The following is a 23,858-nucleotide window of genomic DNA, read 5'->3' as shown; positions in this document are numbered from 1 at the left end:
GCTGAACCGCCGGTTCTCACCCTTGCCCATGGGTACGACCGGCGAGAGGGGGTCCGTTCAATGGGAAGGCAACTCCGATGGGTTTCCTGTCTTTCATTCAAAAGGCCGACCGTATGAGCCGAAGGGATGTGCGAGAAAAGGGAATTGCCGGGGCGCGTCCGGGATCCGTCCAGCGGTGTAACCAGCGGTAAACAGGCCGTCGGCGACTTCCCGGGGATCCCGGAAACGACCTTCTCGGCCGCGCCCCATTCCTGCTTGGCGGCCCTCCCGACGGATTTTCCTTATCCCGGCCGAGTGGTCTCAGCGCAGCCCGAACCGATCCATCCAGGCCACCATGTCCGCGGCCGTCGCGTTGCCCCCGCAGACCACCAGCCCCAGCCGGGCGCCGTCCCCCACCCGGGCCACCACCTGCCGGGCCGCGGGCACGAGGCAGCCGGCCGCCGGCTCGCTCCACACCTTGGCGTGTTCGGCGAGCTCCAGGCAGCCCCGCACGGCCTCCCGGTCGGGGACCACCAGCACCTCGTCCACCAGGGCGCGGGCATGGTCGTACGTCAACTGCGAGACGCTCGGCGCGCTGAGGGTGGAGACGATCGACGACAGCTCCACCTGCACCGGGCCGCCCGCCGCCAGCGCCTGCTGCATCGCCTGCGCGCCCTCGGTCTCCACGCCCCAGACCCGCAACGCCGGGCGGCGGGCGCGCAGGGCCGCGGCGACGCCGGCGATCAGGCCGCCGCCCCCGACGCTGACCAGCACGTCCGTGAGCTCACCGGCGTCCGCCGCGAACTCCAGGCCGACCGTGCCCTGGGCCGCGACGACCACCGGATCGTCGAACGGGTGCACCAGCGTGAGACCCTCCTCCCGCAGGCGCTCCGCCCGTGTGAACGCGCCGCCCATCGTGTCGGTCAGCTGCACCGAGGCGCCGGTCGCCGCCACGATCTCGACGGAACGGGCGGGCGCCGAACGCGGCATCACGACCGTGGCCTTGACGTTCAGCGCGGCCGCCATGACCGCGAGCGCGATCCCGTGGTTCCCGCCGCTCACGGCCACGACCCCCGCGGCCCGCTCGGCCTCGCTCAACGACAGCAGCTTCGCCGTCGCCCCGCGCGCCTTGAACGAACCGGTGCGCTGCAGAAGCTCCAGCTTCATGGTGACGGGAACGCCGAGCAGCGCCGACAGGCCCGGGCTCGGCACGGTCGGGGTGCGGACGAGATGTCCGGCGATCCGCTCGGCCGCGCCTTCGATGTCCGAGATACCGATCAAGGCAATCACCCTTCCGGCGCGGGAGAGGAGGAAGCGCCGCGCCTGGTCCTGTCGCACCCTGGCCGGGCATCGCGCGGCAGGTCAACTCGGCCATGGCCAGGGCCCGTAGACCGGTCGTGCGAGATCGGTCACATGCGGTCGAGGCAACCTCCTTCCGTCGCACCGCATCTCCAGAGGCGAAGCGCGGTTGGCCGCTCGAAGTCGTCTGCGTCGACCATTTCAGGGTTTACATGGACATGACCGATCCGTAAGGGTGGAGGTCCGGGGCCCGACCAGCCCCCTGGTGTCCAACGACACCGCGTCTTGCGGCGGTCGGTGACTCCGGCCGTCCGAACGAAGGAACCCTCACCAGTGCGCAGCGCACACATACGCAGCCTGGCGCTCGCCGTCGCCGTGACGACGGCCGCCACGGGCCTGGCGGGCACGGCCTTCGCCGCCCCGTCCGCGAGCTCCGCGGGGGAGACCCGCGCCACGGCCGCGACCGCCTCGCAGGCCGACCGCGTCGTCGAGGCCGCCCGTACCGCCGCCTTCGCCCACGCCTCGGCCACCGGCGTCGGCCGAGGCGACGAACTCCAGGCCCAGGACGTCCTGATCGACCCGGAGGGCGCACGACACGTCCGCTTCGTCCGCACCCACCAGGGCATGCCGGTCCTCGGCGGCGACCTCGTCGTCCACCTCACCCAGCGGCTCGCCTACGCGGGCGTCACGCGCGCCGCCGGTCACGCCGTCGACCCGGCCACCGTCAAGGCCGAGCTGACGGCCCGCCAGGCGGAGGCGAAGGCCGCGGCCGTGGCCAAGGGGGACGCGGACAGCGCCGAACTCGTGGTCGACGCCCGCCGCGGCGCCTCCGCCCTCGCCTACCGGATCCGCGTGACCGACAGCGGCACCACCGAGGCCGGCGGCTCCCGCACGGTCGTCGTCGACGCCCGCACCGGCACGGTGCGCAGCAACACGCCCGACAGCGACGAGTTCCTCTCGCCCGAACTGCTGGACACCCTGCGCGAGCGCGGCGAGACCCTCGACCCCGCCACCGGCGCCGCCCCGCGGGCCGCGGCCCTGAGCGCGGCCCCCGCGGCCGGCGCCGCCGTACGCTACCCGTCGACGGCTGTCGGCACCGGCACCTCCCTGTTCGCCGGGAAGGTCTCCCTGACCACCACCCGCACCGCGCGGACCAGTTACCTGCTGAAGGACCCCTCCCACTGGAACACCGAGACGCGCGACGCGCGCAACCAGGAAGTGGAGGGCTTCGCGAGCGGCCGGGCGTTCACCAGCGCAACCAACACATGGGGCAACGGCGCCGTCTCCAGCCGCACCAGCGCCGCCGTGGACGCCCAGTACGGCGTCACCAAGACCCTGGACTTCTACCGGAAGACCTTCGGCCGCAAGGGCATCGCGAACGACGGCAAGGGCGCCCGCGCCATGGTCCACTTCGGCCAAGAGGTGGGCAACGCGTTCTGGGACCCGACCTGCGGCTGCATGCTCTACGGCGACGGCGACGGCTCCTTCATCAAGAAGCCCCTCGTCGTCCTCGACGTCACCGGCCACGAGCTCACCCACGGCGTCGTCGACGCGACGGCCCGGCTGGAGCCCACGTCCGTCGACGGCGACGGCAACCAGTACGGAGAGCCGGGCTCCCTCAACGAGTCCCTCGCCGACATCTTCGGCTCCAACGTCGAGTTCAGCGCCGACAACCCCAAGAACCCGCCGAACTACCTGATCGGCGAGAAGCTCGGCCTCGACCAGAAGTTCCTGCGCCGCCTCGACAAGCCGTCCCTGGACGTCCTCGAAGGCACGATCGACTACTGGTCGCCGCAGGTGTACAACACCGAGGTGCACGCCGGTTCCGGCGTCTCCTCGCATGCCTACTACCTCCTCGCCGAGGGCAGCGGCCGCAAGCAGATCGGCGCCGTCACCTACGACTCGCCGACCTTCGACGGGGCCCCGGTGAAGGGCATCGGCCGGGCGAAGGCGACCGCGATCTTCTATCGCGCCCTGACCCGCTACATGGTCTCCTCGACCGACTTCCACGGCGCCCGCATCGCGACGCTCAAGGCCGCCCGGGATCTCTACGGGCCGATCAGCACCGAGTACCGGACGGTGGTCCGGGCCTGGGCAGCCGTCAACGTGACCGCCGCGAACACGCCGGCCGCCGCCCGCTGACGGCCGGCCGGTGAGGGGTGCGCCCGCCCGGGAGTCCGGGCGCGCCCCTGCCGGCCGGGCGGATCAGCCGGACGCGCCGGGCTCGGGTTCGGGTTCGGGTTCGGGTTCGAGGAGCCGATCGCGGTAGGCGATCGCCACGGCCTCCGTACGGCTCGCCGCGCCGAGCTTGGCCAGGATGTTGGAGACGTGGACGCTCGCCGTCTTGCCGCTGATGAACAGCTCCTCGCCGATCTGCCGGTTGCTGCGGCCGAGCCCGAGCAGCCGCAGGACGTCCTGCTCGCGGGCCGTCAGGGTGAGCGAACGGTCCCGGCCGCCGGACGGGCCGTGAGTGAGGCGCCCGCGCCGGATCAGGGCGTCCACCCGCGCCACCAGGGGCACGGCGCCCAGTCGTACGGCCGTGTCCCGGGCGGCGCGGGCCTCGTTGCCCGCTTCCTCGCGCCGGTCGGCCGCCAACAGGGCCTCGGCGTACCGCAGTCGGCACCGGGCGAGTTCGTACGCGTCGCCGTGGTCGAACGCCGCGACCGCCCTCTCCCAGGCCGTCGGGTCCGGCCCCGTCGTGGCCCACGCGCACTCGGCCTCGGCGCGGGCCAGCCAGGCGTGGCCCTCCGGGCCCTGGGGCAGACCGTTCTCGCCGCGCAGGGTCACCTCCCGGGCCGGCTCCAGGAGCTCGGCGGCCACGACCGACCAGCGGCGGGCCGCCGACTCGTCGCCGGCGAGCCTGGCCCCCGCGGCCGCGTCGGCGACCGCCGTGAGGGTGAGCGCGGTGAGCCGCACCAGGACGTCCGGGCGCGTCCCCGACTCGGCCACCAGGGAGTCGACCGTGGACCGCAGCTGCGCCACCGCCGCCTCGGCATCGCCGCTCTGCGCCGCCGCGTCGGTCAGCACGTTGCCCGCCGCCAGTGCGGCCATCCAGTCGAAAGGCCCCTCCAGCAGGGCCCGGGCGCGGTCGACGGCGCTCTTCTCGCCGCGCGCGAGGGCCACGTACAGGGCCGGCCCCACCGCGAACCCGCCCGAGACCGGCAGCACCGCCAGGTCGGTGGCCGCCGTCCGCACACACTCGTCCCAGCGGCCCAGCGTGTAGAGCACCAGCAGGTGCAGATGCCGCATCCCCAGCGGATACGGCGAGGACAGCAGCCCGGCCCGGCGGGCGCGGTCCAGGCCCTCGGCCAGCCAGGGCAGGCACTCCTCCGGCCTCCCGGCCTCGTAGGCGCCGATCGCCAGGGTGAACAGGGCCCGCATCTCCACCGGGGCGTTGCCCCCGAGCCGGGCCAGTTCACGCGCCTCCTTCAGGCGCGCGCGGCCCTCGGCGGAGCGGCGGCCGTCCCCTTCCAGGTTGGCCAGGGAGACCAGGAGGTCGGCCCGTGCGTCCGTCAGATCCAGCCGCTCGGCGACGGACAGCGCCTGGCGGGCGACGCGCAGAGCGGTCCCGGTGTCGCCGACCTGGCGCGCGGCCAGCACATGGGTGGCCGCGGCCCACACCCACGTCGGCGACGGCGGTTCGGCGGGGATCATCGCGAGCGCCTCGGTGCTGTAGGCGAACGCGGCCGACTGGCTGTCGACGCCCATGAGGGTGCCCGCGAGCGTGTACCGCACCCGGGCGGCGAGTTCGGAGTCGGCGTCCTGGCCGACGCTCGCGAGCGCGGCGCGGGTCAGGGAGACCGCGCGGTGCGCCTCGCCGGCGTGCGCGGCCGCCGCCGAGGCGCGCAGCATCAGCGTGACCCGGTCGGTCCCCCCGCCCTCGCCCGATGGCAGGGCCGAGGCGGGCACCGACTGCCACAGGTCGAGGACGGTTTCCAGATGGTGCAGTTCCTCGGCGGGCGCCCCCACGTGCTGGGCGTGGTCGGCGGCCTCCAGGGAGGCGGCGAGGGCCTCGCCCAGGTCGTGGCTCTCGCGGTGGTGGTGGGCACGCTCGGCGGCGGTCTCGGCACGGTGGGGCCGACCCGCCAGCAGGCGGGCGAACGCGCCGTGGAGCCGTGAGCGTTCGCCCGGGAGCAGGTCGGCGTACACCGCCTCGCGCGCGAGGGCGTGCCGGAACGCGTAGGTGCCGTCGTCGGCCGCGACCAGGAGCTGGTGGCCCACGGCCTCGCGCAGCGCCGACTCCAGCTCGTCCTCGGGCAGCCCCACCGCGTCCCGCAGCAGGTCGTGCTCCACGCGGCGACCGGCGACGGCGGCGGTCCGCAGCACCTGCTGGGAGGTGTCGGGGAGTTGCTCGACCCGGATGAGCAGGAGGTCCGCCAGCCCGCTGGGCATGCCGCCCGCCTCCGTGTCCGACGCCGCGAGCAGCTCCTCCGCGTAGAAGGCGTTGCCCTCGGCGCGGGCCACGATCCGGCGCACCGTGGCCTCCGGCAGCGGCCGGTCCTCCAGGGCGCGCACCAGGCGGGCCACCTCGGCGTCCGCCAGCGGCCGCAGCTCCAGCCGGTCCACGGCCGGCAGCCGCACCAGCTCGGCCAGCAGCGGGCGCAACGGGTGCCTGCGGTGCAGGTCGTCCGCGCGGTACGAGGCCAGCACTACCAGCCGGTGACCCGGCCCGTTGCCCGTAGGGCGCTGCAGGAAGCCCCGGCTGAGCAGGAAGCGCAGCAGGTCCCGGGAGGACTGGTCGGCCCAGTGCAGGTCCTCCAGGACGAGGAGCAGCGGCGCGACCTCCGACAGGTCGGCGAGCAGTCCCGCCATCCCTTCGAGGAGCCTCAGCCGGCCGCCCTCGCCGCCCGCTCGCGCGGCAGGGGCGGCATCCTCGCGCACCGCGTCCGTCCCCGCGCCCAGCAGCCGGTCCACGACCGGGTGCGCGGCGAGGACGGCGGCGAACCGCTCGTCGGCGGCGAGCCCGCCCAGGATCTCCGTGAACGGCAGGTAGGGCAGGCCCACGTCACCGAGGTCGACGCAGTGCCCGGTCAGCACCGTCGTCCCCGTGCGCGCGGCCCGCGCGGCGACCTCGTCCAGCACGCGTGTCTTGCCGACGCCGGCGTCCCCGGCGATCAGCACCGCGCGGGCCTCACCGCCCCGGGCGCGGTCGAGCACGCCGGAGAGCCGGGCGAGCTCTTCCTCCCGGCCGATGAACGGAGTGGCGAACACTGTCTGTTGCACGGCTCCATCCTGGCACGCGGCACCGACACAACGGCCTGCGACCAGGAACGGAACCCCGCCCGGAAGGCGTCAACCGTGCAGCGACCGTGCCCAGTCCGCCGGTACGCGCCCCGCCGGGCCCGGCGCGGGCTGGTCCGCCGGGTGGCTGGTCGGTGGGGCCAGCTCGGGTCCCGACTCGTACAGCTCGTCCGTGGAGTAGTCCCAGAACCACTCCTCGCCCGGCTCGAAGCTGCGGACGATCGGATGCCCGCTCGCCTTGTAGTGGGCGGTGGCGTGCTGGGCGGGCGAGGAGTCGCAGCAGCCGATGTGGCCGCAGGTCGCGCAGCGCCGCAGGTGGAACCACCAGCCGCCCGCCGCGTCGCAGTCGACGCACCCGGCGCCGCTGGGCGGGACGCTCGGGTCGATGGCGTCTACGTCGGTCATACGGGCTCCTCCGCGGTCTCAGGGTCCTCGGTGTTCTCGGGGGCGGGGCCGGTCAGCGGCAACAGCACCTGGAAGCGGGTGTCGCCCGGCGCGGAGTCGACGTGGAGGCTGCCGTGATGCTTGTTGACGACGATCCGCCAGGAGATGTCCAGTCCGAGACCGGTGCCCTCGCCCACCGGCTTGGTGGTGAAGAAGGGGTCGAAGATGCGGCTGCGGATGTCCGGCGGAATACCGGGGCCGGTGTCGCGGAACTCCACCAGCACCCGCTCGTCCTCCCGCGCGGTGCGCACGGTCAACGTGCCCTGGCCGCCGACGCTGTTGACGGCGAACACCGCGTTGTCGACGAGGTTCGTCCACACCTGGTTGAGCTCCGCCGGGTAGGCGGGAATCTCCGGGAGCGTCCGGTCGTAGTCCTTGACGACCTCGATGTCCCCGATCTTGCCCGACAGCATCAGCAGGGTGCTGTCGAGGAGTTCGTGGACGTCGACGGTCCGGTAGGGCGCGCGGTCCAGCTGCGAGTACTGCTTGGCCGCGTCGACGAGGTGCGAGATACGAGTGGTGGAGTCCTCGATCTCGTACATCAACAGCTCGGTCTCGACGGTGTAGTTGAGCCAGCCCACCGCGTTGGGCAGGATCTCCGTGTCCACGGCTGCCGCGACCTGCTCCAGCCAGTCGACGTCGAGCCCGGCCTGCACGAAGGTCGGCGCGTACTGCCAGCCGTGGTCCATGCCGTGGTCCTCGAGCCACTCGGTGAGCGCGTCCTCACGGTCCGAGGCCTCCAGCGGAGTGAGCGCCGGCGCCTTGGCGACCCGCTCGGCGGTGCGCTCCTGGACCTCGATGAGGCTCGCCAACGCGTCCCGGGAGAAGGGCCCCTCGGCGATCAGGCCGAGCTTGTGGCGCATCTTCGCCACCCGCTCGCGCAGCGTCGCCGTGGCCCGTACGGCCGCCGCGGCCGGGTTGTTGAGCTCGTGCGTGAGACCCGCCGACAACGACCCCAGGGCCAGCAGCCGTTCCCGCTGGCCGACGGCCCGCTGCGTGTTCTTCGACCCGAAGAACAACCCCTCCAGCAGGTGGGCCGCCATCGGGAACCACTCCCGCATGACGTCCGCGAACGACTGCGCCGGCAGCACGAAGAACCGCGTCGGCTCGGTCACCCGCATCGAGTTGGTGTAGACCTGCGGCACCTGGTCCCCCAGATAGGCCTGCATGGCCCCGGAGTACACCCCGCGCTGGGAGGTGCGGCTGACCTCGACGTCGTCCCCGCCGACCCGCCGGGAGAGCACGACCGTGCCCTCGATCATCACGTAGAAGCAGGTCGCCGGATCGCCCTCGGCGTACACGGGCCCGGGCTCGAACCTCTCCACCCGGCCCTCGCTGCACAGCCGTCCGAGCTGTTCGGGGGAGAGCTTCTCGAACAGGAACAGCGAACTGATCTCGGCCGGGCTGCACGGCATCAGCCGCCCGCTCACGACTGCTCCAGATACCGGTGGACGAGCATCACGGCCATGGCTCCCTCTCCTACGGCGGACGCGACGCGCTTGGCGGACTCGGCGCGTGCGTCGCCCGCCACGAACACGCCGGGAATGTTGGTCTCCAGGTGGTACGGCGACCGGTCCAGCTCCCAGTCGGCAGGCGGCCGCCCGTCCGGCGTGAGGTCGGGTCCCGCCAGGATGAACCCGCGCTCGTCGCGCAGCACCGTGTCGTCCAGCCAGTCGGTCAGCGGGGCCGCGCCGATGAACACGAACATCCACTGGGCGTCGACGAGTTCGCTCTCCCCGGTCGTCACGTCCCGCAGCGTCAGCTGCTCCAGGTGGCCTTCCCCGTGCGCGCTCTCGACGACCGTGCGGGGGCGCACGCTGATGTTGGGCGCTTCCTCGATCTGCTGGATCAGGTAGTGCGACATCGACGCCGCGAGGGACTCCCCGCGCACCAGCAGCGTGACGGACTTCGCGCCCCGCGCCAGGTGCATCGCCGCCTGTCCGGCCGAGTTGGCGCCGCCCACGATGTACACGTCGTGCCCCTGGCAGGAGGCCGCCTCCGTGAGCGCCGAGCCGTAGAACACCCCGCAGCCGGTCAGGTCGTCACAGCCCGGCGCCGCCAACTGCCGGTAGGAGACGCCCGTGGCGAGGATGACGCTGTGCGCGGCCACCGCCGAGCCGTCCGAGAAGCGGACCACCCGCGCGGACCCGTTGACCTCCAGCCCCGTCACCTCACGCGCGGTGAGGATCTCGGCGCCGAACTTCGTCGCCTGCCGCCGCGCCCGGTCCGTGAGCTGCCCTCCCGACACGCCGTCGGGGAAGCCCAGGTAGTTCTCGATCCGCGAGCTCTGACCGGCCTGTCCGCCCGTCGCCGACCGCTCCACCAGCACTGTCCGAAGGCCCTCGGAGGCCCCGTAGACGGCCGCGCCGAGCCCGGCCGGGCCGCCGCCGATCACCACGAGGTCGTAGAAGTCGGCCGTCGGCGTCGTCGCCAGCCCCACCTGGGCGGCCAGCTCGGGGGCGTCCGGCTCGACGAGGGGCGTGCCCTGAGCGGTGACCACCAGCGGCAGCCGTTGCCCGTCGACCCCGGCCGCGGCCAGCAGCCGCTGGCCCTCGGGCTCGTCGGCGGAGTACCAGCGGTACGGCACCTGGTTGCGCGCGAGGAACTCCCGCACCTCCGAGGAGCGCGCCGACCAGCGGTGCCCGACCACCTTCGTGGCCGGCACGGGCCGGTAGTCGCTGGACCGCCAGGCGTCCAGCAGATCGTCCAGGACGGGGTAGAGCTTCTCCTCCGGCGGGTCCCAGGGCTTGAGCAGATAGTGGTCGAGGTCGACGACGTTGATCGCGTCGATCGCCGCACTCGTGTCCGCGTACGCGGTCAGCAGCACGCGCCGGGCGCCCGGGTACACGTCCAGGGCCTGTTCGAGGAACTCGATGCCGTTCATCTGCGGCATCCGGTAGTCGGCCAGGATGACGGCCACCAGATCACCGCGCAGCTTCAGCTCGCGCAACGCCTCCAGCGCGGACTCCCCGGACTCCGCGCGCACGATCCGGTACGAGGCGCCGTAGCGGCGCCGCAGGTCACGGGCGACGGCACGGGAGACCCCCGGGTCGTCGTCCACGGTCAGGATGACGGTCCGCGCTGCATCGGCGGCCTGTGCCATACGTCTCCCACCCCGAGAGCGGTCGGTCCTTGCGACGGCACGGCGAAGCCCGCACCGGATCCGCCCATCGTATGTTCGATCGCCCCGGTTCGCTCCGGGATATCGGCACAGGCGCGCTCCCGGCCGGCCGGAAGACGAACGCGTCCCCCGTTGCGGGCCCGTGACGATCTGCGTGGTGGAGACTGGCGGCGAACGGATCTGATCAAACTGGGAGGCAGCGCGATGACGGGCCCGATCACGGCAGGGGTCGACGGGACGGACGAGAGCCTCGCGGCGCTCGCCTGGGCGGCCAGGGAGGCCGTCCGGCGCGATCTGGCGCTGCGGGTGGTGCACGCCTGGCGGTTCCAGCCGAACGCGGCCGCCGAAGTGGCGGACCGCGACGCACAGGAGCGCTGGGTGCGGGACGCGGCCGAGCAGGCGGTCGCGACCGTCCGTCAGCGGCACCCGGGACTGGCCGTCACCACCGACGTCCTGGAGGGCGGACCGGTCGGGACGCTGGTCGCCGCAGCGGCGGAGGCGGAGCTGCTGGTGCTCGGCTCGCGCGGGCACGGTGCGGTCGTCGGGTTCCTGCTGGGCTCGGTCGGCCAGCAGGCGATCGCCGAGGCCGCGTGCCCGGTGGTGCTGGTACGGGCCGGCGACCAGCCGTCGTCCGAGGTGGCCGGTCACGCGATCGTCGTCGGCCAGCACGGCGAGCCCGAGGACAGCGCCCCCGCCCTGCGCTTCGCCTTCGAGACGGCGGCGGCGCGGGGAGCGAGCGTGCGTGCCGTGCGGGCCTGGACGCTGCCGCCGGTGTTCGCGTACAGCCCCGGCTCGCTCAAGCTGCTCGACGACGCCGGCGGCCTGGAGCAGTACGAGCAGAAGGCGCTGGCCGAGGCCGTGAAGCCATGGCGGGAGCGGTTCCCGGACGTGCACGTGGTGGAGCACGTGGAGATGGGCAGCGCGGGGCAGGTGCTGCTGTCGGTGGCCGGGCGGGCGCAGCTGATGGTGGTCGGCCGCCGCGCCCACCGCACGGCCGTGGGCGCCCGGATCGGCTCCGTCGCGCACGGCGTGCTGCACCACGCGGACTGCCCGGTCGCCGTCGTGCCCCACGCCTGACGCACACCGGCACGCACCGCGTCTCACTCCGGCAGGGTCGGCTCCAGGGTCTCCCGCGCCTTGGGCAGGATGTTCTTGATGTAGTCCTCGACGGCGGTGTCGAGCCCGATGTCGTGCTGCGCGCGCTCCGACAGGTACCAGCGGTGTTCGAGGAGCTCGTGGTAGATCTCCGCCGCGTCCATGGAGCCGCGCAGTTCGAGGGGCACCGACCGCACGGTGGGCCGGAACACGTCCCGCACCCACCGGTGGGCCAGCACCTCGGGGCGGGCTGCGAGGGGGTCGCCCGGGGCGTAGTCGTCCTGGGTGGCCATCCAGCTCTCCAGGTCGCTCAGCAGCCGCCGGGCCTGGTTCTCCTCGGTGTCCAGGCCGGTCAGGCGCAGCAGCTGGCGCTGGTGGTGGCCGGCGTCGACGACCTTCGGCACGAAGGTGACCGTGTCGCCGTTGGAGGAGTGCTCGATCTGCATCTCGGCGACGTCGAAGCCGAGCTCGTTGAGCCGGCGGATCCGGCGCTCGATGTAGTGGTACTTGCCCGCCGGGTACACGGAGGTGCGGGTCAGCTCCTCCCACAGCGCCGCGTAGCGGGCGCAGATCTCCATGCCGAACTCGATGGGGTCCACCGACGGGTGCAGCGCCCCGGACGCCTCCAGGTCGAGCAGCTCGCCGCTGATGTTGACGCGCGCGAGGTCGAGGTCGTAGTCCCGCTGCCCGCTGCTGAGCCGGGGGTGCAGGTCGCCGGTCTCGGCGTCGACGAGGTAGGCGGCGTAGGCGCCCGCGTCGCGCCGGAACAGCGTGTTGGACAGCGAGCAGTCGCCCCACGCGAACCCGGCCAGGTGCAGTCGCACCAGGAGCACGGCGAGGGCGTCCATCAGCCGGTGCATGGTCGCCGGGCGCATCGTCGTCTCGAACATCGAGCGGTACGGCATCGAACCGCCCAGATGCCGGGTGATCAGCACCGACTCCAGTGGCCCGCCGTCGTCCGCGGTGCGGCCGGTGACCACCGCGAGCGGGTCGACGGCGGGGATGCCGATCCGGTCCAGGTCGCGCAGCAGCTCGTACTCGCGCAGCGCGGGGCGCTCGGCGAGCTCCTTGACGGCGATCACCTCGTCGCCGGCCTGGGCGTAGCGCACCACGTGGCGCGAGATGCCGCGCGGCAGCGGGACGAGGACCTCCTCGGGCCACTCCTCCAGGGGCAGGTGCCAGGGCAGCTCCAGCAGGAGTGCCGGATGCTCCGGGTTGGTGGCGCTGATCTGCAAAGCCATGGCCTGACCTTAGACGGCGCGTTCGCGGGCCTGCTGCGCCGCCGCCTTCACGGAACCCTGGTGCAGCGGTCCGTGTCCGGGCAGCAGCAGGTCGCCCGTCAGCCCCTCGATGACCTCCAGCGACGCGACGGCCCGGGCACGCTCGTGGTGGAACATGTCCGGCAGCAGCTGCGGCCCCCGCACCCGCGACGTCGGGTGGGCGCTGACCAGCGCGTCGCCGGAGACGACGACGCCCGTGTCCGGGAGGTGGAAGACGGCGTGGCCGTCGGTGTGGCCAGGGGTGTGCACCGGCACGGGTCGGCCGGGCAGGTCGAGCGGCCCGTCGGCGGCCGGGAACGCCTCGGGCGCGGTGACCGGGTGCTGTTCGGTGCCGCCGGAGCGCAGCGCGTGCACCATCCACGGCAGGACGCCGGGACGCCAGGCGTTCTTCAGCACCTCGCCGACGGTCACCTGCTGGAGGAAGTCCCGGCGGGCGTGCGGCACTTCGGCCTCGTGCAGATACACCGGGGCGCCGTAGGCCGTGCGCAGGTGCTCGGCGGAGCCCAGGTGGTCGCTGTGGGCGTGGGTGATCAGCACGGCCGTGACCGCCTCCGGCGAAGCGCCCACCGAGGCGAGAGAGTCCAGGACCAGTTCGCGGTCGCCGGGGTAGCCGGTGTCGATCAGGGTGACGGCGTCCCCGTCGGTGAGGATCACCCAGTTGGTGTTGCTGCCGTGCACCAGGTAGGTGCCGTCCGCCACTTGCCGTACGTCTGCCCGCATGGCCGTCCCGTGTCCTGGAGAGGGGTGCTCGACGGGGACAGCAAAGCAGATCATCGGGGGGATGCGGAGGGCGGGGTTCCATGCATGCCGAACAGGAACCGTGTCACCCGCCTCCGGCGCACCCCGGTGTGCTCATCCGGACGTCAGCCGTTCACCGTCACGGCCACGACGAGCGCGGCGAGGAGGGTGTCCAGGACGAGGCAGAACTCTGCGAACGGGCGCACCACCACCTGGTCGATCCGGTGGTGACGGGCGTCCCAGAGGGCATGGCCGAGCAGCCCGCCGGCCACCAGGTACGCGGCCGCGTCGTCACCCACCCCCAGGGCGAGGGCGGCCGCGCCGCCGAAGGCGAGCAGCGCGGCCACCTGGAGGGGCAGGCCGCCGGGCGCGTTGAGCGCGCCGGGGCGTAAGGAGTGGGCGAGGAGCGGGGCGGCCGTCGCGAGCAGCACCCAGGTCGGGTCGACGTCGCCGCCGCCCAGTGCCTCCGTCGCGAAGATGACGACGCAGGCCGCGAAGAACAGCGGCCACGCCGTCGACGCCCTGCGCAGCGCCGCGGTGCCGAAGTAGACGAGCGCGGAGGCCGCGAGCGCGGGCGCCAGGTCGACGCCCTCCTCCATGTCGAAGGCGATCGGCACGGTCGCTCCGGCCGCCGCCAGTGCGGGCCAGTGGCGCAGGATTCCCGGCCGGCTCGCGGACGACGGCACGGGCTCAGGTGGGTTCGTCACGGCACCAACGTACATACCCCTGAGGGGTATGGATACGGGTATGGTCGGCTCCGTTTCACCGCACTCCGCGCGGCCGGAACTGGATGCTGATGCGCGGGCCTGCGGCCCGGGCGGACTTGGGGACGCAGTGCTCCCAGGTCCGCTGGCAGGAGCCGCCCATCACGATCAGGTCGCCGTGCCCCAACGGGCGTCGTACCGTCTCGCCCCCGCGCACCGGGCGCAGCAGCAGGTCGCGCGGCGAGCCCACGGAGAGGATCGCGACCATCGTGTCCTCCCGGGCGCCCCGGCCGATGCGGTCGCCGTGCCAGGCGACGCTGTCCCGGCCGTCGCGGTAGCGGCACAGCCCGGCGGTGACGAACGGCTCGCCCAACTCGTCGGCGTAGTGCGCGGACAGCGCCCGCCGGGCCTCCTCCAGCACCGGGTGCGGCAGCGTCTCCTCCGCGCCGTAGAACGCCAGCAGGCGCGGTACGGCCACGTCGTTGTCGTACATCTTCCGGCGCTCCGCGCGCCACGGGACCTCGGCCGCCAGGTGTTCGAACAGGGCGTCCGAGCCGCTGAGCCAGCCCGGCAGGACGTCGATCCAGGCGCCCGCGCCGAGTGCGGTGCGGCGGATCCCGTCGAGGGGGCCGAGGCGCAGTTCGTCGGTCTGGTCGAAGAGGGAGCCCTGGAGGTGGTGCGCGGTCATGGCTCCAGCGTACGCCTGAATCGAAAATATGTTCGTTACCGTGTCCTGCCCCGGGGTCCCGTGCCCCTTCGTTCCTGCGGCCCGTGTCCCTGTGTGTCGGCCCTTTCGATACATCGATGTATCCGATACATTCGCGTATCGAACGGAGGTCCGATCATGGTCGTGCAGCAGACGCACCAGTCGACGGGACGTGTCACCCGACGCCGGGTCCGCACGCGGGCCAACCTGCTCCAGGCCGCGTTCGCCGTGTTCGCCGCCAAGGGCTTCGGGCGGGTCTCCATCGAGGAGGTCTGCGAGGCCGCCGGCTACAGCAGAGGCGCCTTCTACTCCAACTTCGACAGCCTGGACGAGCTGTTCTTCGCGCTCTACCGGGAGCGCGCCGACCTGATCGCCGAGCAGGTCGCCGACGCCCTCGCCGGGGACGGGCCCGACCTCGACGTGCCGACCTCCGTGGACCGCGTCACCGAGGTGCTCCTCCTCGATCGGGACTGGCTGCTGGTGAAGACGGACTTCCTGGTGCACGCCGCCCGTGACCCGGCCGTCGCGCAGTCCCTCCTCGAACACCGGGCCAGGCTGCGCCGCGCGATCGCCGACCGGCTGGCGCGGGCGCGCGGTCACACCGCCCTGCCCGCCGTCCTCGGCGACGCCGACTCCGCCGCCCACGCGGTGGTCGCCGCCTACGACGGGGTCACCGTCCAACTCCTGCTGGACAAGGACGCCGACGGCGCCCGCGGCTGGCTCAAGCAACTGCTCACCGCGCTGCTGACCGATGGCAGCGGACACCACGCATAGCACCTCAGGCAGAAAGGCAACGGTCGCCATGGACGCGGACGTCATCGTCGTCGGAGCGGGTCTCGCCGGCCTGGTCGCGGCGCACGAACTCACCAGCAGGGGTAGGCGGGTCGCCCTGGTCGACCAGGAGAACGCCGCCAACCTCGGCGGCCAGGCGTTCTGGTCCTTCGGCGGGCTGTTCCTCGTGGACTCCCCGGAGCAGCGCCGCCTCGGCATCAAGGACTCCTTCGACCTCGCCTGGAACGACTGGCAGGGCAGTGCGCAGTTCGACCGGACCGAGGACGAGGACTCCTGGGCGGTGCGCTGGGCGCGCGCCTACGTCGAGTTCGCGGCGGGGGAGAAGCGCACCTGGCTCGCCGGGCACGGGATCTCCTTCGTGCCGACCGTCGGCTGGGCCGAACGCGGCGACCTGCGCGCCGACGGGCACGGCAACTCCGTACCCCGCTTCCACGTCGCCTGGGGGACGGGCACGGGCGTCGTCGAGCCGTTCGCGCGCTACGCCAAACAGGCCGCCAAGGACGGGCTGCTGACCTTCTACCACCGCCACCAGGTGGACGAGCTGGTCATCGAGGACGGCGCCGCCCGCGGGGTGCGCGGCACGGTCCTCGCCGCCGACGACTGCGCACGCGGCGTCGCCTCCAACCGCGACCGCGTCGGCGACTTCGAACTGAGTGCGCAGGCCGTGGTCGTCACCAGCGGCGGCATCGGCGCCAACCACGACATCGTGCGGCGGTACTGGCCCGAGCGCCTCGGCACCCCGCCCGCTGAAATGGTCACCGGCGTCCCTGCCTACGTCGACGGCCGCATGCTCGACATCAGCGCCGGCGCCGGTGTCCGGCTGGTCAACCGCGACCGTATGTGGCACTACACCGAGGGCATCCAGAACTGGGACCCCATCTGGCCCGGCCACGGCATCCGCATCCTGCCCGGGCCGTCCTCCCTCTGGTTCGACGCCCTCGGCCGCCGGCTCCCCGACCCGTGCCTGCCGGGCTACGACACCCTCAACACGCTCAAGCACCTGCGCACCACGCCGGACATCGCCGACCACGACCACTCCTGGTTCGTCCTCACGCGCAAAATCGTCGAGAAGGAGTTCGCGCTGTCGGGCTCCGAGCAGAACCCCGACATCACCGCCAAGGACCGCAAGGCCGTCCTGCGCGACCGGCTGCTCGGCAAGGGCGCCCCCGCCCCGGTGCAGGCGTTCCTGGACAAGGGCGCGGACTTCGTCATCGCCGACACCCTCGAGAAGCTCGTCGAGAAGATGAACGGGCTGACCGGGAAGGCGCTGCTCGACGCGGACGGCCTGCGCCGCCAGATCGAGGCCCGCGACCTCCAGATCGCCAACCCGTACAGCAAGGACGCCCAGGTCCAGGGCATCCGCAACGCCCGCCGCTACATCGGCGACCGGCTCGGCCGCGTGGCGACCCCGCACCGCGTCCTCGATCCCGAGGCCGGTCCGCTGATCGCCGTCAAGCTGCACGTCCTCACCCGCAAGACCCTCGGCGGCATCCAGACCGACCTCGACTCGCGCGCCCTGGGCGCCGACGGGCAGCCGATCGAGGGCCTGTACGCGGCGGGCGAGGTCGCCGGATTCGGCGGCGGCGGCGTCCACGGCTACAACGCCCTCGAAGGCACCTTCCTCGGCGGCTGTCTCTTCTCCGGGCGGGCGGCGGGCCGGGCCGCGGCGCAGCAGACCGGCTGACCCGTCAGCGCGGGTCCGTCTCCAGCAGACGGAGCAGCACGGCCGTGTGGCTGTGCGCCGAGGCCTTCCCGGCCGTCACCAGCGTCACCGACCCCTCGGCGGCCAACTCCCGGACGTGCTCCAGGAGTTCGGCCGCCTCCGGGTCGGTGAGCTCCGCCTCGTAGCGGCGCCTGAACTCCTCGAACGACCCCTCGCCCGCGTGGTACCAGCGGCGCAGCTCGGTGGACGGAGTGAGGCCCTTGGGCCACTCGTCGACGTGGGCGGCGTCCTTGGACACCCCGCGCGGCCACAGCCGGTCGACCAGGACCCGCACACCGTCGTCGGGCTCGGGCGGGTCGTAGACGCGACGTACACGGACACTCATGGGCAGGCCGTCCTCAAGTTCGGCGGGTGGTGTCGAGCGTAGGCCCAACACGCCCGCCGGCACCGCTCGGCTTGACCTGAATGAGGAGGTAACCGGGACGCCCAGTCCCTAGTCTGGGGACGTTTGATCACACGCCACCCCCCCCAGGAGCGCACGTGACACACCCCCGCAGACGGACCATCACCCCCCTCCTGCGCCGTGAGGCGGTCGCCGCGACCGTGCCCGTCGCCGTGGCGGCGCTGCTCATCGCGGCCGGACCCGCCACCGCGGCCGGCCCGACGGGCAGGTCCGGCGTCGGCGACCCCTACTTCCCGCTCGCCGGCAACGGCGGCTACCACGTGGCCCACTACGACCTGACCCTCCGTTACGACCCGGCCGGCCGCCACCTCGACGGCAAGGCGGTCCTCACCGCCCGCGCCACCCAGCGGCTGACCCGCTTCGACCTCGACTTCCAGGGGCTGAAGGTCACCGGCCTGACCGTCGACCACGTCAAGGCCGACTACCGGCGCGACGGCCAGGAACTCGTCGTCACCCCCAAGCGCGCCCTGCGCAAGGGCGAGCAGTTCCGCGTCACCGTCGACTACACCGGCACACCCGGCCCGGTCACCGACCCCGACGGCTCCCTCGACGGCTGGATCCCCACCGACGACGGGGCCTTCGTCGCCGGCGAGCCGCAGGGCGCCATGACCTGGTTCCCGGCCAACAACCACCCCCTCGACAAGTCCTCGTACGACTTCACGATCACCGTCCCCAAGGACCGCGCCGCCGTCGCCAACGGCGTCCTTCTCGGACAGCGCACCACCGACGGCAAGACCACCTTCCGCTGGCGCCAGACGGAACCCATGGCCGCCTACCTCGCCACCGCCACCGTGGGAAAGTTCCAGGTCAAGCAGTACACGACCCGCACGGGCCTCAAGGTCTACGACGCCGTCGACCCGCGCGAGGCCACGGCCGCCACGCCCGTGCTGAACAAGCTGCCCTCCGTACTGGAGTGGGAGAGCGGGCTGTTCGGGCCCTACCCGTTCCGCGCCGCCGGCTCCATCGTCGACCACGCCCTGGAGACCCAGTCGCGGCCCGTGTACGACCGCGCGCCCTCCCTGAGCACCCTCGTCCACGAGAGCGCCCACCAGTGGTTCGGCGACTCCGTCTCCCTCACCTCCTGGAAGGACATCTGGCTCAACGAGGGCTTCGCGACCTACGCCGAGTGGCTCTACGCCGAACAGCACGGCGGCGACAGCGCCCAGAAGACCTTCGACGCCCTGTACGCGAGGCCCGCGACCGACGGTCTGTGGGAGTTCCCGCCCGGCGACCCCGGCAGCGGCGCGAACATCTTCGGCACCCCCGTCTACGCCCGCGGCGCCATGACCCTGCACGTCCTGCGCACCGCCGTCGGCGACCGCGCCTTCCTCCGTATCCTGCGCTGCTGGGCGGCCGCACACCGCTACGGCCACGGCACCACCGCCCAGTTCGAACAGCTCGCGGAACGGGAGTCCGGGAAGGACCTCGGCCCGCTGTTCCAGACCTGGCTGTACGGTCGAGGCAAGCCCAGCAAGCCGTAGCGCCCCAACCGGGCCCCGAACCTGACAAGTTCCACACACCTGTGGGCCACGATCGACCTATGATCACGTACCGATCCCGTGTCGCGCTGTTCGCCGCGTCCTTCCTGCTCACCGGATGCGGCGGCGCAGCCGCCGGGCCCGAGCACGGGCCCACCGCCCCCGTCACGGCGGCAGCGCCGGGATCGTCCGCGAACTCCGTCAAGTCGGCGCCGCAGCGGATACCCGGCCTCGGAACCAGGACTTGGGCCGCCGTGCCCGCCGACGCGGACCAGGTGGTCGTGGTGACCGGCCGGGGCATCGACTCCCCGCTCGCCACGGTCGTCCTGTACCGGCGCACCGAGGCCGGCTGGCGGGCCGGGGAGAGCTGGCCCGCGCACAACGCGCTGCGCGGCTGGAGCGACCACCACATGGGCGGTGACCTGCACTCACCCATCGGCGTCTACGGACTCACCGACGCCGGCGGGCTGTTGCGCGACCCCGGCACGAAGCTGCCCTACGACCACGACAGCGGCTTCCAGTCGCCCGGCACCGGATTCGAGGGAGAGCCGCTGGACGGCGCCTTCGACTACGTGATCGCCATCAACTACAACCGCAAGCCCGGCACTTCACCCCTCGACTGGACCCGCCCCCTCGGCACCGGGCGCGGCGGCGGCATCTGGCTGCACGTCGACCACGGCGGCCCCACCCACGGCTGCGTCAGCATCGCGGAGCAGCACATGAAGGAGCTGCTGCTCACCCTCGACCCGGCCCTGCATCCCGTGGTCGTCATGGGCGACCGGGCCTCCCTCGTCCGCTGAGGAAGAGGCAGCAAGCGGGGCCCCGTGCGGGGCCCCGTCTCACGAACTGCGCCGGCCTGCCTTGATGCGCCGCTTGAGGGCGCGTCGCTCCGTCTCGCTCAGGCCGCCCCAGACCCCGAGCGTCTGGTCGGTCTCCATGGCCCACTCCAGGCACGATTCCCGTACCGGGCAGCGTCGGCAGACCGCCTTCGCCTGTTCCGTCTGCAGCAGCGCCGGCCCCGAGGCGCCGATCGGGAAGAAGAGGTCGGGGTCCTCGCGGCGGCACGCGGCGTGCTGTCGCCAGTCGTCCATCGAAGTCACCTGCGATCACGTCGTATGTGCTTTTCCGGATGAGTTGCTCCCGGTCGGGTCACCGGAGGGGCGGATGTGAAACGGCGCGGGCCGGAACGACGTTCACTGCTCCCGCAGGCCCCACGGGGAGCCGTACGCCGTCAGCAGGTCGAGGAAGGGGCGGGGCGGGAACGCCTCGGGGCCGAGGACACCCGCGCCGGACCACGCGCCCGTGGCGAGCAGTTCGAGGGCGACCACCGGGTTGACGGCGGTCTGCCACACCACGGCCTGGCTGCCGTACTCGGCCATCGACCACTGGTTGTCGACCACGTGGTACAGGTACACCTCGCGCGGCGCACCGTCCTTCACGCCCCGCACCCAGGTGCCGGCGCATGTCTTGCCGTGCATGAGGCCGCCGAGGGACGCCGGGTCGGGCAGACAGGCGGCGACGACGTCCCGGGGCGAGACCGGCACCGGGCCCGCGGCGCTCGGCACGGTCACCGGCGCGGTGCGGTCCAGCTCCAGCCGGTGCAGCGTCTTGAGCGTCTCCACGAACTCGCGGCCCAGGCCGTACTTGAAGGTGACCCGGCGCGCGTCCACCCAGCGGGGGACGAGCAGGACCTCCTCGTGCTCCACGTTCACGCACTCGACCGGGCCGATCCCCTCGGGGAAGTCGAACACCTCGGGCTCGCTGAAGGGCGCGGTGGTGAACCAGCCGCGGTCGGCCTCGTAGACGACCGGAGGGTTCAGGCACTCCTCGATCGTGGTCCAGATGTTGAAGGAGGGCGCGAAGTCATGGCCCTCGACGGTGAGGTTCGCGCCGTCGCGGATGCCGATCTCGTCGATCTCGTCGAAGAGTTCGTCGGCGGCGTACCGGGCGAAGACGTCCGACAGACCCGGCTCGACCCCCATGCCGACCAGGGCCAGGACGCCCGCCTCGGCCCAGTCGTCGGCCTCGGCGAACTGCGCGTCGCCGAGTCTGACCCCGCACTCCTCGTACGGACGCTCCGGGTGCGGCCGCGACAGCGACATCGCCATGTCGACATAGGTGGCCCCGGCGGAGCGCGCCGCGTGGAACAGGGGCATCACGAAGCGCGGGTCGGTGGCGTTGAGCAGCACGTCGCAACGGTGACGGGTCAGCAGCTCCGCCACCGCGGCCTCGTCGGCGGCGTCGACACGCTCGGCGTGGAAGCGGTCGTCGCCGTCGAGCGCGGCGACGGCCGCCACGGCACGGGCGGGGTCGTGGTCGGCGACCACCATCGCCTCGAAGAACGGACGCCGGGCGGCGATACGGGTGACGGCGGTGCCCACACCACCGGCGCCCACGAGCAGGACACGCATGACGAGAACTCTTTCGATGGAAGGTGTGAAGTGCGAAGGGGCCCTGCCGGAGATACAACGCCGTGGCCTCACGTAAGGTCAATGGCGTTGGCATAAGAGCGGGGACGGACGGGGAGGGGCCGTGGCCAAACCGGTCGTACCCGAGGAGAAACGGCGCCGGCGCCGGCCCACCAGGAGCGGCACCGTGCTGTCCGAGCGGCTGATCGTCGAGACCGCGCTGCGCCTGCTGCGCGAGCACGGCAGCACGGGGCTGACCGCCCGCCGCCTCGGCCTCGCCCTCGACTGCGATCCCAGCACCCTGTACCGGTACTTCCGGGGCATGGACGAACTGACCCTCGCCATCGGTGACGCGCTCATCGGCGAGGCGCTGCGCGGCTGGCGGGCGTCGGGGGAGTGGCGGAGGGATCTGCACGCCATCGGGCTGCGCATCCACGCCGCCTACGTCGCCCACCCGCAGGCCGCCCAGCTCACCGCGAGCCGCGTGACGGGCCGGGCCAACGAGCTCGCCGCCGACGAGGCCGTCCTGGACGTGCTGCGCACCGCCGGTTTCCCGCTGCCGGACACGGTCCGCATCTACCACGCCTTCATCGACCAGACCCTGGCCTTCGCCGCCCTGGACGCCGCGGCACTGGCCCTGCCCAGGGCCACTCGGCACGCCGACGACGCGATGTGGCGCTCGACCTACGCCCGCCTCCCCGCCGAGACCCACCCCCGGATCGCCGAGGCGGCCCCGCTGCTGTCGACCCACATGGTGACCAGCGCCTATCCGACGGCGCTGGAGATGCTCCTGGACAGCGCTCAGACGGCCCTGACCCGGCTCAGTTCCTGAGGGTCCGGGCCGCCGTCGCCGTCACGGCGTCCGCGACCGCCGCCAGCGCGGGCGAGTCGAGCTTCCACTGCTGCCAGTACAGGGGGACGTCGAGCGGGCGATCGGGAGCGAGCAGGAGCAGGCTGCCCGAGCGCAGGAGCGGCTCGGCCTGCGCCTCGGGGACCATGCCCCAGCCGAAGCCCGTGGCGACCGAGGTCACGAAACCCTCCGAGGTCGGCACGGCGTGTCGTACCGGGCTCGGGCTGCCGGAGCCGCCCCCGAGGCCGCGCACGAACCTGTCCTGGAGGTCGTCGCTGCGGTCGAAGCTCATCACGGGCGCCCGGGCCAGCGTCTCGTGCAGCGGCCCGTCGGCGAGGTGGCGCTCCGCGAAGTCCGGGCTCGCGGCGGCCAGGTAGCGCATCGTGCCCAGCGCCCGCACCGAGCAGCCCGTCACGGCCTCGGGCGACGAGGTCACCGCGGCCATCACCAGCCCCTCCCGCAGGAGTTCCGCCGTGCGCGTCTCGTCCTCGCGGTGCAGTTCGAAACAGATCCGCGGCTCCTGCGGTACCCGGCTCAGAGCCGCCAGGAACCAGGTGGCGAGGGAGTCCGCGTTCACCGCGACCGTCACGCGCGTCGGCTCGCCCTCGCCGCTCATGCCCAGCTCGGACCGCGTGTCGCGTTCCAGCCGGGCCAGCTGGCGGGCGAACCGCACGACGATCTCGCCGGATTCGGTCGCCCGTACCGGCTTGGTGCGCAGCAGCAGGACCCGCCCCGTGCGCTGCTCCAGTGCCTTCACGCGCTGGCTGACCGCCGACGGCGTCACATGCAGGGCCGCGGCGGCCGCGTCGAAGGTGCCCTCGTCCACCACGGCGAGAAGCGTCCGCACCTGGTCGAGGGGGAGGTCCGCCATCATCGGATCATCACGAAAGCTAATGATACGTAAGAATCTTTAGCTGTACGTCCACTGATCGCTTCCCTAGCGTGGACGTCATGTCCCAAGCTCTCTCCGCCGCGGCTGCCGGTTTCGGCACCGGCCTCTCGCTCATCGTCGCCATCGGCGCCCAGAACGCCTTCGTCCTGCGTCAGGGGATCCGCCGCGACGCCGTCCTCGCCGTCGTGGGGATCTGCGCCCTCTCCGACGCCCTGCTCATCGCCCTCGGCGTCGGCGGAGTGGGGGCGCTGGTGGTGGCCTGGCCCGGGGCGCTGAGCGCGGTCGGCTGGATCGGCGGCCTGTTCCTGCTCGGCTACGGGGCCCTGGCGGCCCGGCGGGTGCTGCGGCCCGCGGGCGCCCTGTCGGCGGAAGGGGAGGCTGCCGGCTCCCGGCGGCGGGCCGTGCTCACCTGTCTGGCGATGACCTGGCTCAACCCCCACGTCTACCTCGACACCGTGTTCCTGCTCGGTTCCATCGCCGCCGACCGCGGCCCGCTGCGGTGGACCTTCGGTCTCGGCGCCGCGGTCGCGAGCGTGTGCTGGTTCGCCGCACTGGGCTTCGGCGCCCGCCTGCTCAGCCGCTTCCTGGCCCGCCCCGCCGCCTGGCGCGTCCTGGACGCCCTCGTCGCCGCCACGATGGTCGCCCTCGGCGTGACGCTCCTCGCCGGGGCCTGAGGGACGGGAGTCCCAGCGGTCGGGGTCCGGA

Annotated in this window: 21 protein-coding genes; 8 read left to right on the top strand and 13 right to left on the bottom strand. The window is 72.9% G+C overall.

Features of this window, described 5'->3' with window-relative positions; genetic code table 11:
- Positions 1-300: 300 nt before the first annotated feature.
- Positions 301-1,260: a threonine/serine dehydratase gene (locus ACIBAF_RS38215; protein ID WP_399469463.1), complete on the bottom strand. Its 960-nt coding sequence runs from the start codon at positions 1,258-1,260 to the stop codon at positions 301-303.
- A gap of 351 nt (positions 1,261-1,611) precedes the next feature.
- On the opposite strand from ACIBAF_RS38215, the gene ACIBAF_RS38210 reads away from it, so the two are divergent.
- Positions 1,612-3,420, top strand: coding sequence for a M4 family metallopeptidase (locus ACIBAF_RS38210; RefSeq protein ID WP_399469461.1), 1,809 nt, complete (start codon positions 1,612-1,614; stop codon positions 3,418-3,420).
- A 63-nt stretch (positions 3,421-3,483) separates the two neighbouring features.
- Here the strand turns inward: ACIBAF_RS38210 and ACIBAF_RS38205 are convergent, their stop codons facing one another.
- From ACIBAF_RS38205 to ACIBAF_RS38190, 4 genes are all read right to left on the bottom strand, one after another.
- Entirely contained in the window at positions 3,484-6,501 is a 3,018-nt protein-coding gene (locus ACIBAF_RS38205; protein ID WP_399469459.1) for a helix-turn-helix transcriptional regulator, read from the bottom strand.
- Positions 6,502-6,570: 69 nt separating this feature from the next.
- Positions 6,571-6,924 carry a UBP-type zinc finger domain-containing protein gene (locus ACIBAF_RS38200; protein WP_399469457.1) on the bottom strand — a complete coding sequence of 118 codons (354 nt, stop codon included), beginning with the start codon at positions 6,922-6,924 and terminating at the stop codon, positions 6,571-6,573.
- The gene (locus tag ACIBAF_RS38195; protein ID WP_399469553.1) at positions 6,921-8,378 is read right to left on the bottom strand and encodes an ATP-binding protein; all 1,458 of its coding nucleotides are present in this window, start codon (positions 8,376-8,378) and stop codon (positions 6,921-6,923) included. The genes ACIBAF_RS38200 and ACIBAF_RS38195 overlap by 4 nt, the downstream gene beginning before the upstream one ends.
- A gap of 11 nt (positions 8,379-8,389) precedes the next feature.
- Positions 8,390-10,066, bottom strand: a complete 1,677-nt coding sequence (locus tag ACIBAF_RS38190) for an FAD-dependent oxidoreductase (protein ID WP_399469455.1) — start codon at positions 10,064-10,066, stop codon at positions 8,390-8,392.
- Positions 10,067-10,288: 222 nt separating this feature from the next.
- On the opposite strand from ACIBAF_RS38190, the gene ACIBAF_RS38185 reads away from it, so the two are divergent.
- Positions 10,289-11,161, top strand: coding sequence for a universal stress protein (locus ACIBAF_RS38185; RefSeq protein ID WP_399469453.1), 873 nt, complete (start codon positions 10,289-10,291; stop codon positions 11,159-11,161).
- A 23-nt stretch (positions 11,162-11,184) separates the two neighbouring features.
- Here ACIBAF_RS38185 and ACIBAF_RS38180 read toward each other — a convergent pair whose 3' ends face one another.
- The 4 genes from ACIBAF_RS38180 to ACIBAF_RS38165 all read right to left on the bottom strand — a co-directional run bounded on the left by ACIBAF_RS38180 (position 11,185) and on the right by ACIBAF_RS38165 (position 14,589).
- Complete coding sequence (locus tag ACIBAF_RS38180) at positions 11,185-12,420, bottom strand: DUF4032 domain-containing protein (protein ID WP_399469451.1); 1,236 nt, start codon at positions 12,418-12,420, stop codon at positions 11,185-11,187.
- Between the two features lie 9 nt (positions 12,421-12,429).
- The gene (locus ACIBAF_RS38175; protein WP_399469449.1) at positions 12,430-13,179 is read right to left on the bottom strand and encodes an MBL fold metallo-hydrolase; all 750 of its coding nucleotides are present in this window, start codon (positions 13,177-13,179) and stop codon (positions 12,430-12,432) included.
- A gap of 143 nt (positions 13,180-13,322) precedes the next feature.
- A complete protein-coding gene (locus tag ACIBAF_RS38170) occupies positions 13,323-13,904 on the bottom strand; it encodes a hypothetical protein (RefSeq protein ID WP_399469447.1) in 582 nt (193 codons plus the stop codon).
- Between the two features lie 55 nt (positions 13,905-13,959).
- Positions 13,960-14,589 (bottom strand): alpha-ketoglutarate-dependent dioxygenase AlkB, encoded by a 630-nt coding sequence (locus ACIBAF_RS38165; RefSeq protein WP_399469445.1) that lies wholly within the window; start codon positions 14,587-14,589, stop codon positions 13,960-13,962.
- 156 nt (positions 14,590-14,745) lie between these two features.
- On the opposite strand from ACIBAF_RS38165, the gene ACIBAF_RS38160 reads away from it, so the two are divergent.
- Complete coding sequence (locus ACIBAF_RS38160; RefSeq protein ID WP_399469443.1) at positions 14,746-15,381, top strand: TetR/AcrR family transcriptional regulator; 636 nt, start codon at positions 14,746-14,748, stop codon at positions 15,379-15,381.
- A 28-nt stretch (positions 15,382-15,409) separates the two neighbouring features.
- Positions 15,410-17,083 (top strand): FAD-binding dehydrogenase, encoded by a 1,674-nt coding sequence (locus ACIBAF_RS38155; protein ID WP_399469441.1) that lies wholly within the window; start codon positions 15,410-15,412, stop codon positions 17,081-17,083.
- Positions 17,084-17,087: 4 nt separating this feature from the next.
- On the opposite strand, the gene ACIBAF_RS38150 is transcribed toward ACIBAF_RS38155, so the two are convergent.
- Positions 17,088-17,447 (bottom strand): DUF488 domain-containing protein, encoded by a 360-nt coding sequence (locus ACIBAF_RS38150; RefSeq protein ID WP_399469439.1) that lies wholly within the window; start codon positions 17,445-17,447, stop codon positions 17,088-17,090.
- A gap of 155 nt (positions 17,448-17,602) precedes the next feature.
- On the opposite strand from ACIBAF_RS38150, the gene ACIBAF_RS38145 reads away from it, so the two are divergent.
- Together ACIBAF_RS38145 and ACIBAF_RS38140 are read left to right on the top strand one after the other, a co-directional pair.
- On the top strand, positions 17,603-19,006 hold the full coding sequence (locus ACIBAF_RS38145; RefSeq protein ID WP_399469437.1) for a M1 family metallopeptidase: 1,404 nt from the start codon (positions 17,603-17,605) through the stop codon (positions 19,004-19,006).
- A gap of 59 nt (positions 19,007-19,065) precedes the next feature.
- Positions 19,066-19,803, top strand: a complete 738-nt coding sequence (locus tag ACIBAF_RS38140) for a L,D-transpeptidase family protein (RefSeq protein WP_399469435.1) — start codon at positions 19,066-19,068, stop codon at positions 19,801-19,803.
- 39 nt (positions 19,804-19,842) lie between these two features.
- Here ACIBAF_RS38140 and ACIBAF_RS38135 read toward each other — a convergent pair whose 3' ends face one another.
- Positions 19,843-20,094, bottom strand: coding sequence for a WhiB family transcriptional regulator (locus tag ACIBAF_RS38135; RefSeq protein WP_399469433.1), 252 nt, complete (start codon positions 20,092-20,094; stop codon positions 19,843-19,845).
- Between the two features lie 102 nt (positions 20,095-20,196).
- Complete coding sequence (locus ACIBAF_RS38130) at positions 20,197-21,414, bottom strand: saccharopine dehydrogenase family protein (protein ID WP_399469431.1); 1,218 nt, start codon at positions 21,412-21,414, stop codon at positions 20,197-20,199.
- Between the two features lie 121 nt (positions 21,415-21,535).
- Here ACIBAF_RS38130 and ACIBAF_RS38125 point away from each other — a divergent pair, with 121 nt between their 5' ends.
- Positions 21,536-22,243, top strand: coding sequence for a TetR/AcrR family transcriptional regulator (locus tag ACIBAF_RS38125; protein WP_399469429.1), 708 nt, complete (start codon positions 21,536-21,538; stop codon positions 22,241-22,243).
- Here ACIBAF_RS38125 and ACIBAF_RS38120 read toward each other — a convergent pair.
- On the bottom strand, positions 22,233-23,135 hold the full coding sequence (locus tag ACIBAF_RS38120; protein ID WP_399469427.1) for a LysR family transcriptional regulator ArgP: 903 nt from the start codon (positions 23,133-23,135) through the stop codon (positions 22,233-22,235). The genes ACIBAF_RS38125 and ACIBAF_RS38120 overlap by 11 nt on opposite strands.
- A 77-nt stretch (positions 23,136-23,212) precedes the next feature.
- On the opposite strand from ACIBAF_RS38120, the gene ACIBAF_RS38115 reads away from it, so the two are divergent.
- Positions 23,213-23,827 (top strand): LysE/ArgO family amino acid transporter, encoded by a 615-nt coding sequence (locus ACIBAF_RS38115; RefSeq protein ID WP_399469425.1) that lies wholly within the window; start codon positions 23,213-23,215, stop codon positions 23,825-23,827.
- Positions 23,828-23,858 lie beyond the last annotated feature (31 nt).

Source organism: Streptomyces sp. NPDC051677, from assembly GCF_044453465.1.
In the GTDB taxonomy this organism is placed as follows: Bacteria; Actinomycetota; Actinomycetes; order Streptomycetales; family Streptomycetaceae; genus Streptomyces.
Note: the sequence above shows the minus strand (reverse complement) of the source record. Positions and strands in the feature narration are given on the sequence as shown.

Coding starts and splice junctions, on each gene's coding strand:
- ACIBAF_RS38130 (WP_399469431.1), bottom strand. CDS start 21,414: ATGCGTGTCCTGCTCGTGGGCGCCGGTGGTGTGGGCACCGCCGTCACC.
- ACIBAF_RS38175 (WP_399469449.1), bottom strand. CDS start 13,179: ATGCGGGCAGACGTACGGCAAGTGGCGGACGGCACCTACCTGGTGCAC.
- ACIBAF_RS38140 (WP_399469435.1), top strand. CDS start 19,066: ATGATCACGTACCGATCCCGTGTCGCGCTGTTCGCCGCGTCCTTCCTG.
- ACIBAF_RS38195 (WP_399469553.1), bottom strand. CDS start 8,378: ATGCCGTGCAGCCCGGCCGAGATCAGTTCGCTGTTCCTGTTCGAGAAG.
- ACIBAF_RS38150 (WP_399469439.1), bottom strand. CDS start 17,447: ATGAGTGTCCGTGTACGTCGCGTCTACGACCCGCCCGAGCCCGACGAC.
- ACIBAF_RS38185 (WP_399469453.1), top strand. CDS start 10,289: ATGACGGGCCCGATCACGGCAGGGGTCGACGGGACGGACGAGAGCCTC.
- ACIBAF_RS38120 (WP_399469427.1), bottom strand. CDS start 23,135: ATGATGGCGGACCTCCCCCTCGACCAGGTGCGGACGCTTCTCGCCGTG.
- ACIBAF_RS38165 (WP_399469445.1), bottom strand. CDS start 14,589: ATGACCGCGCACCACCTCCAGGGCTCCCTCTTCGACCAGACCGACGAA.
- ACIBAF_RS38115 (WP_399469425.1), top strand. CDS start 23,213: ATGTCCCAAGCTCTCTCCGCCGCGGCTGCCGGTTTCGGCACCGGCCTC.
- ACIBAF_RS38200 (WP_399469457.1), bottom strand. CDS start 6,924: ATGACCGACGTAGACGCCATCGACCCGAGCGTCCCGCCCAGCGGCGCC.
- ACIBAF_RS38160 (WP_399469443.1), top strand. CDS start 14,746: ATGGTCGTGCAGCAGACGCACCAGTCGACGGGACGTGTCACCCGACGC.
- ACIBAF_RS38180 (WP_399469451.1), bottom strand. CDS start 12,420: ATGGCTTTGCAGATCAGCGCCACCAACCCGGAGCATCCGGCACTCCTG.
- ACIBAF_RS38155 (WP_399469441.1), top strand. CDS start 15,410: ATGGACGCGGACGTCATCGTCGTCGGAGCGGGTCTCGCCGGCCTGGTC.
- ACIBAF_RS38135 (WP_399469433.1), bottom strand. CDS start 20,094: ATGGACGACTGGCGACAGCACGCCGCGTGCCGCCGCGAGGACCCCGAC.
- ACIBAF_RS38190 (WP_399469455.1), bottom strand. CDS start 10,066: ATGGCACAGGCCGCCGATGCAGCGCGGACCGTCATCCTGACCGTGGAC.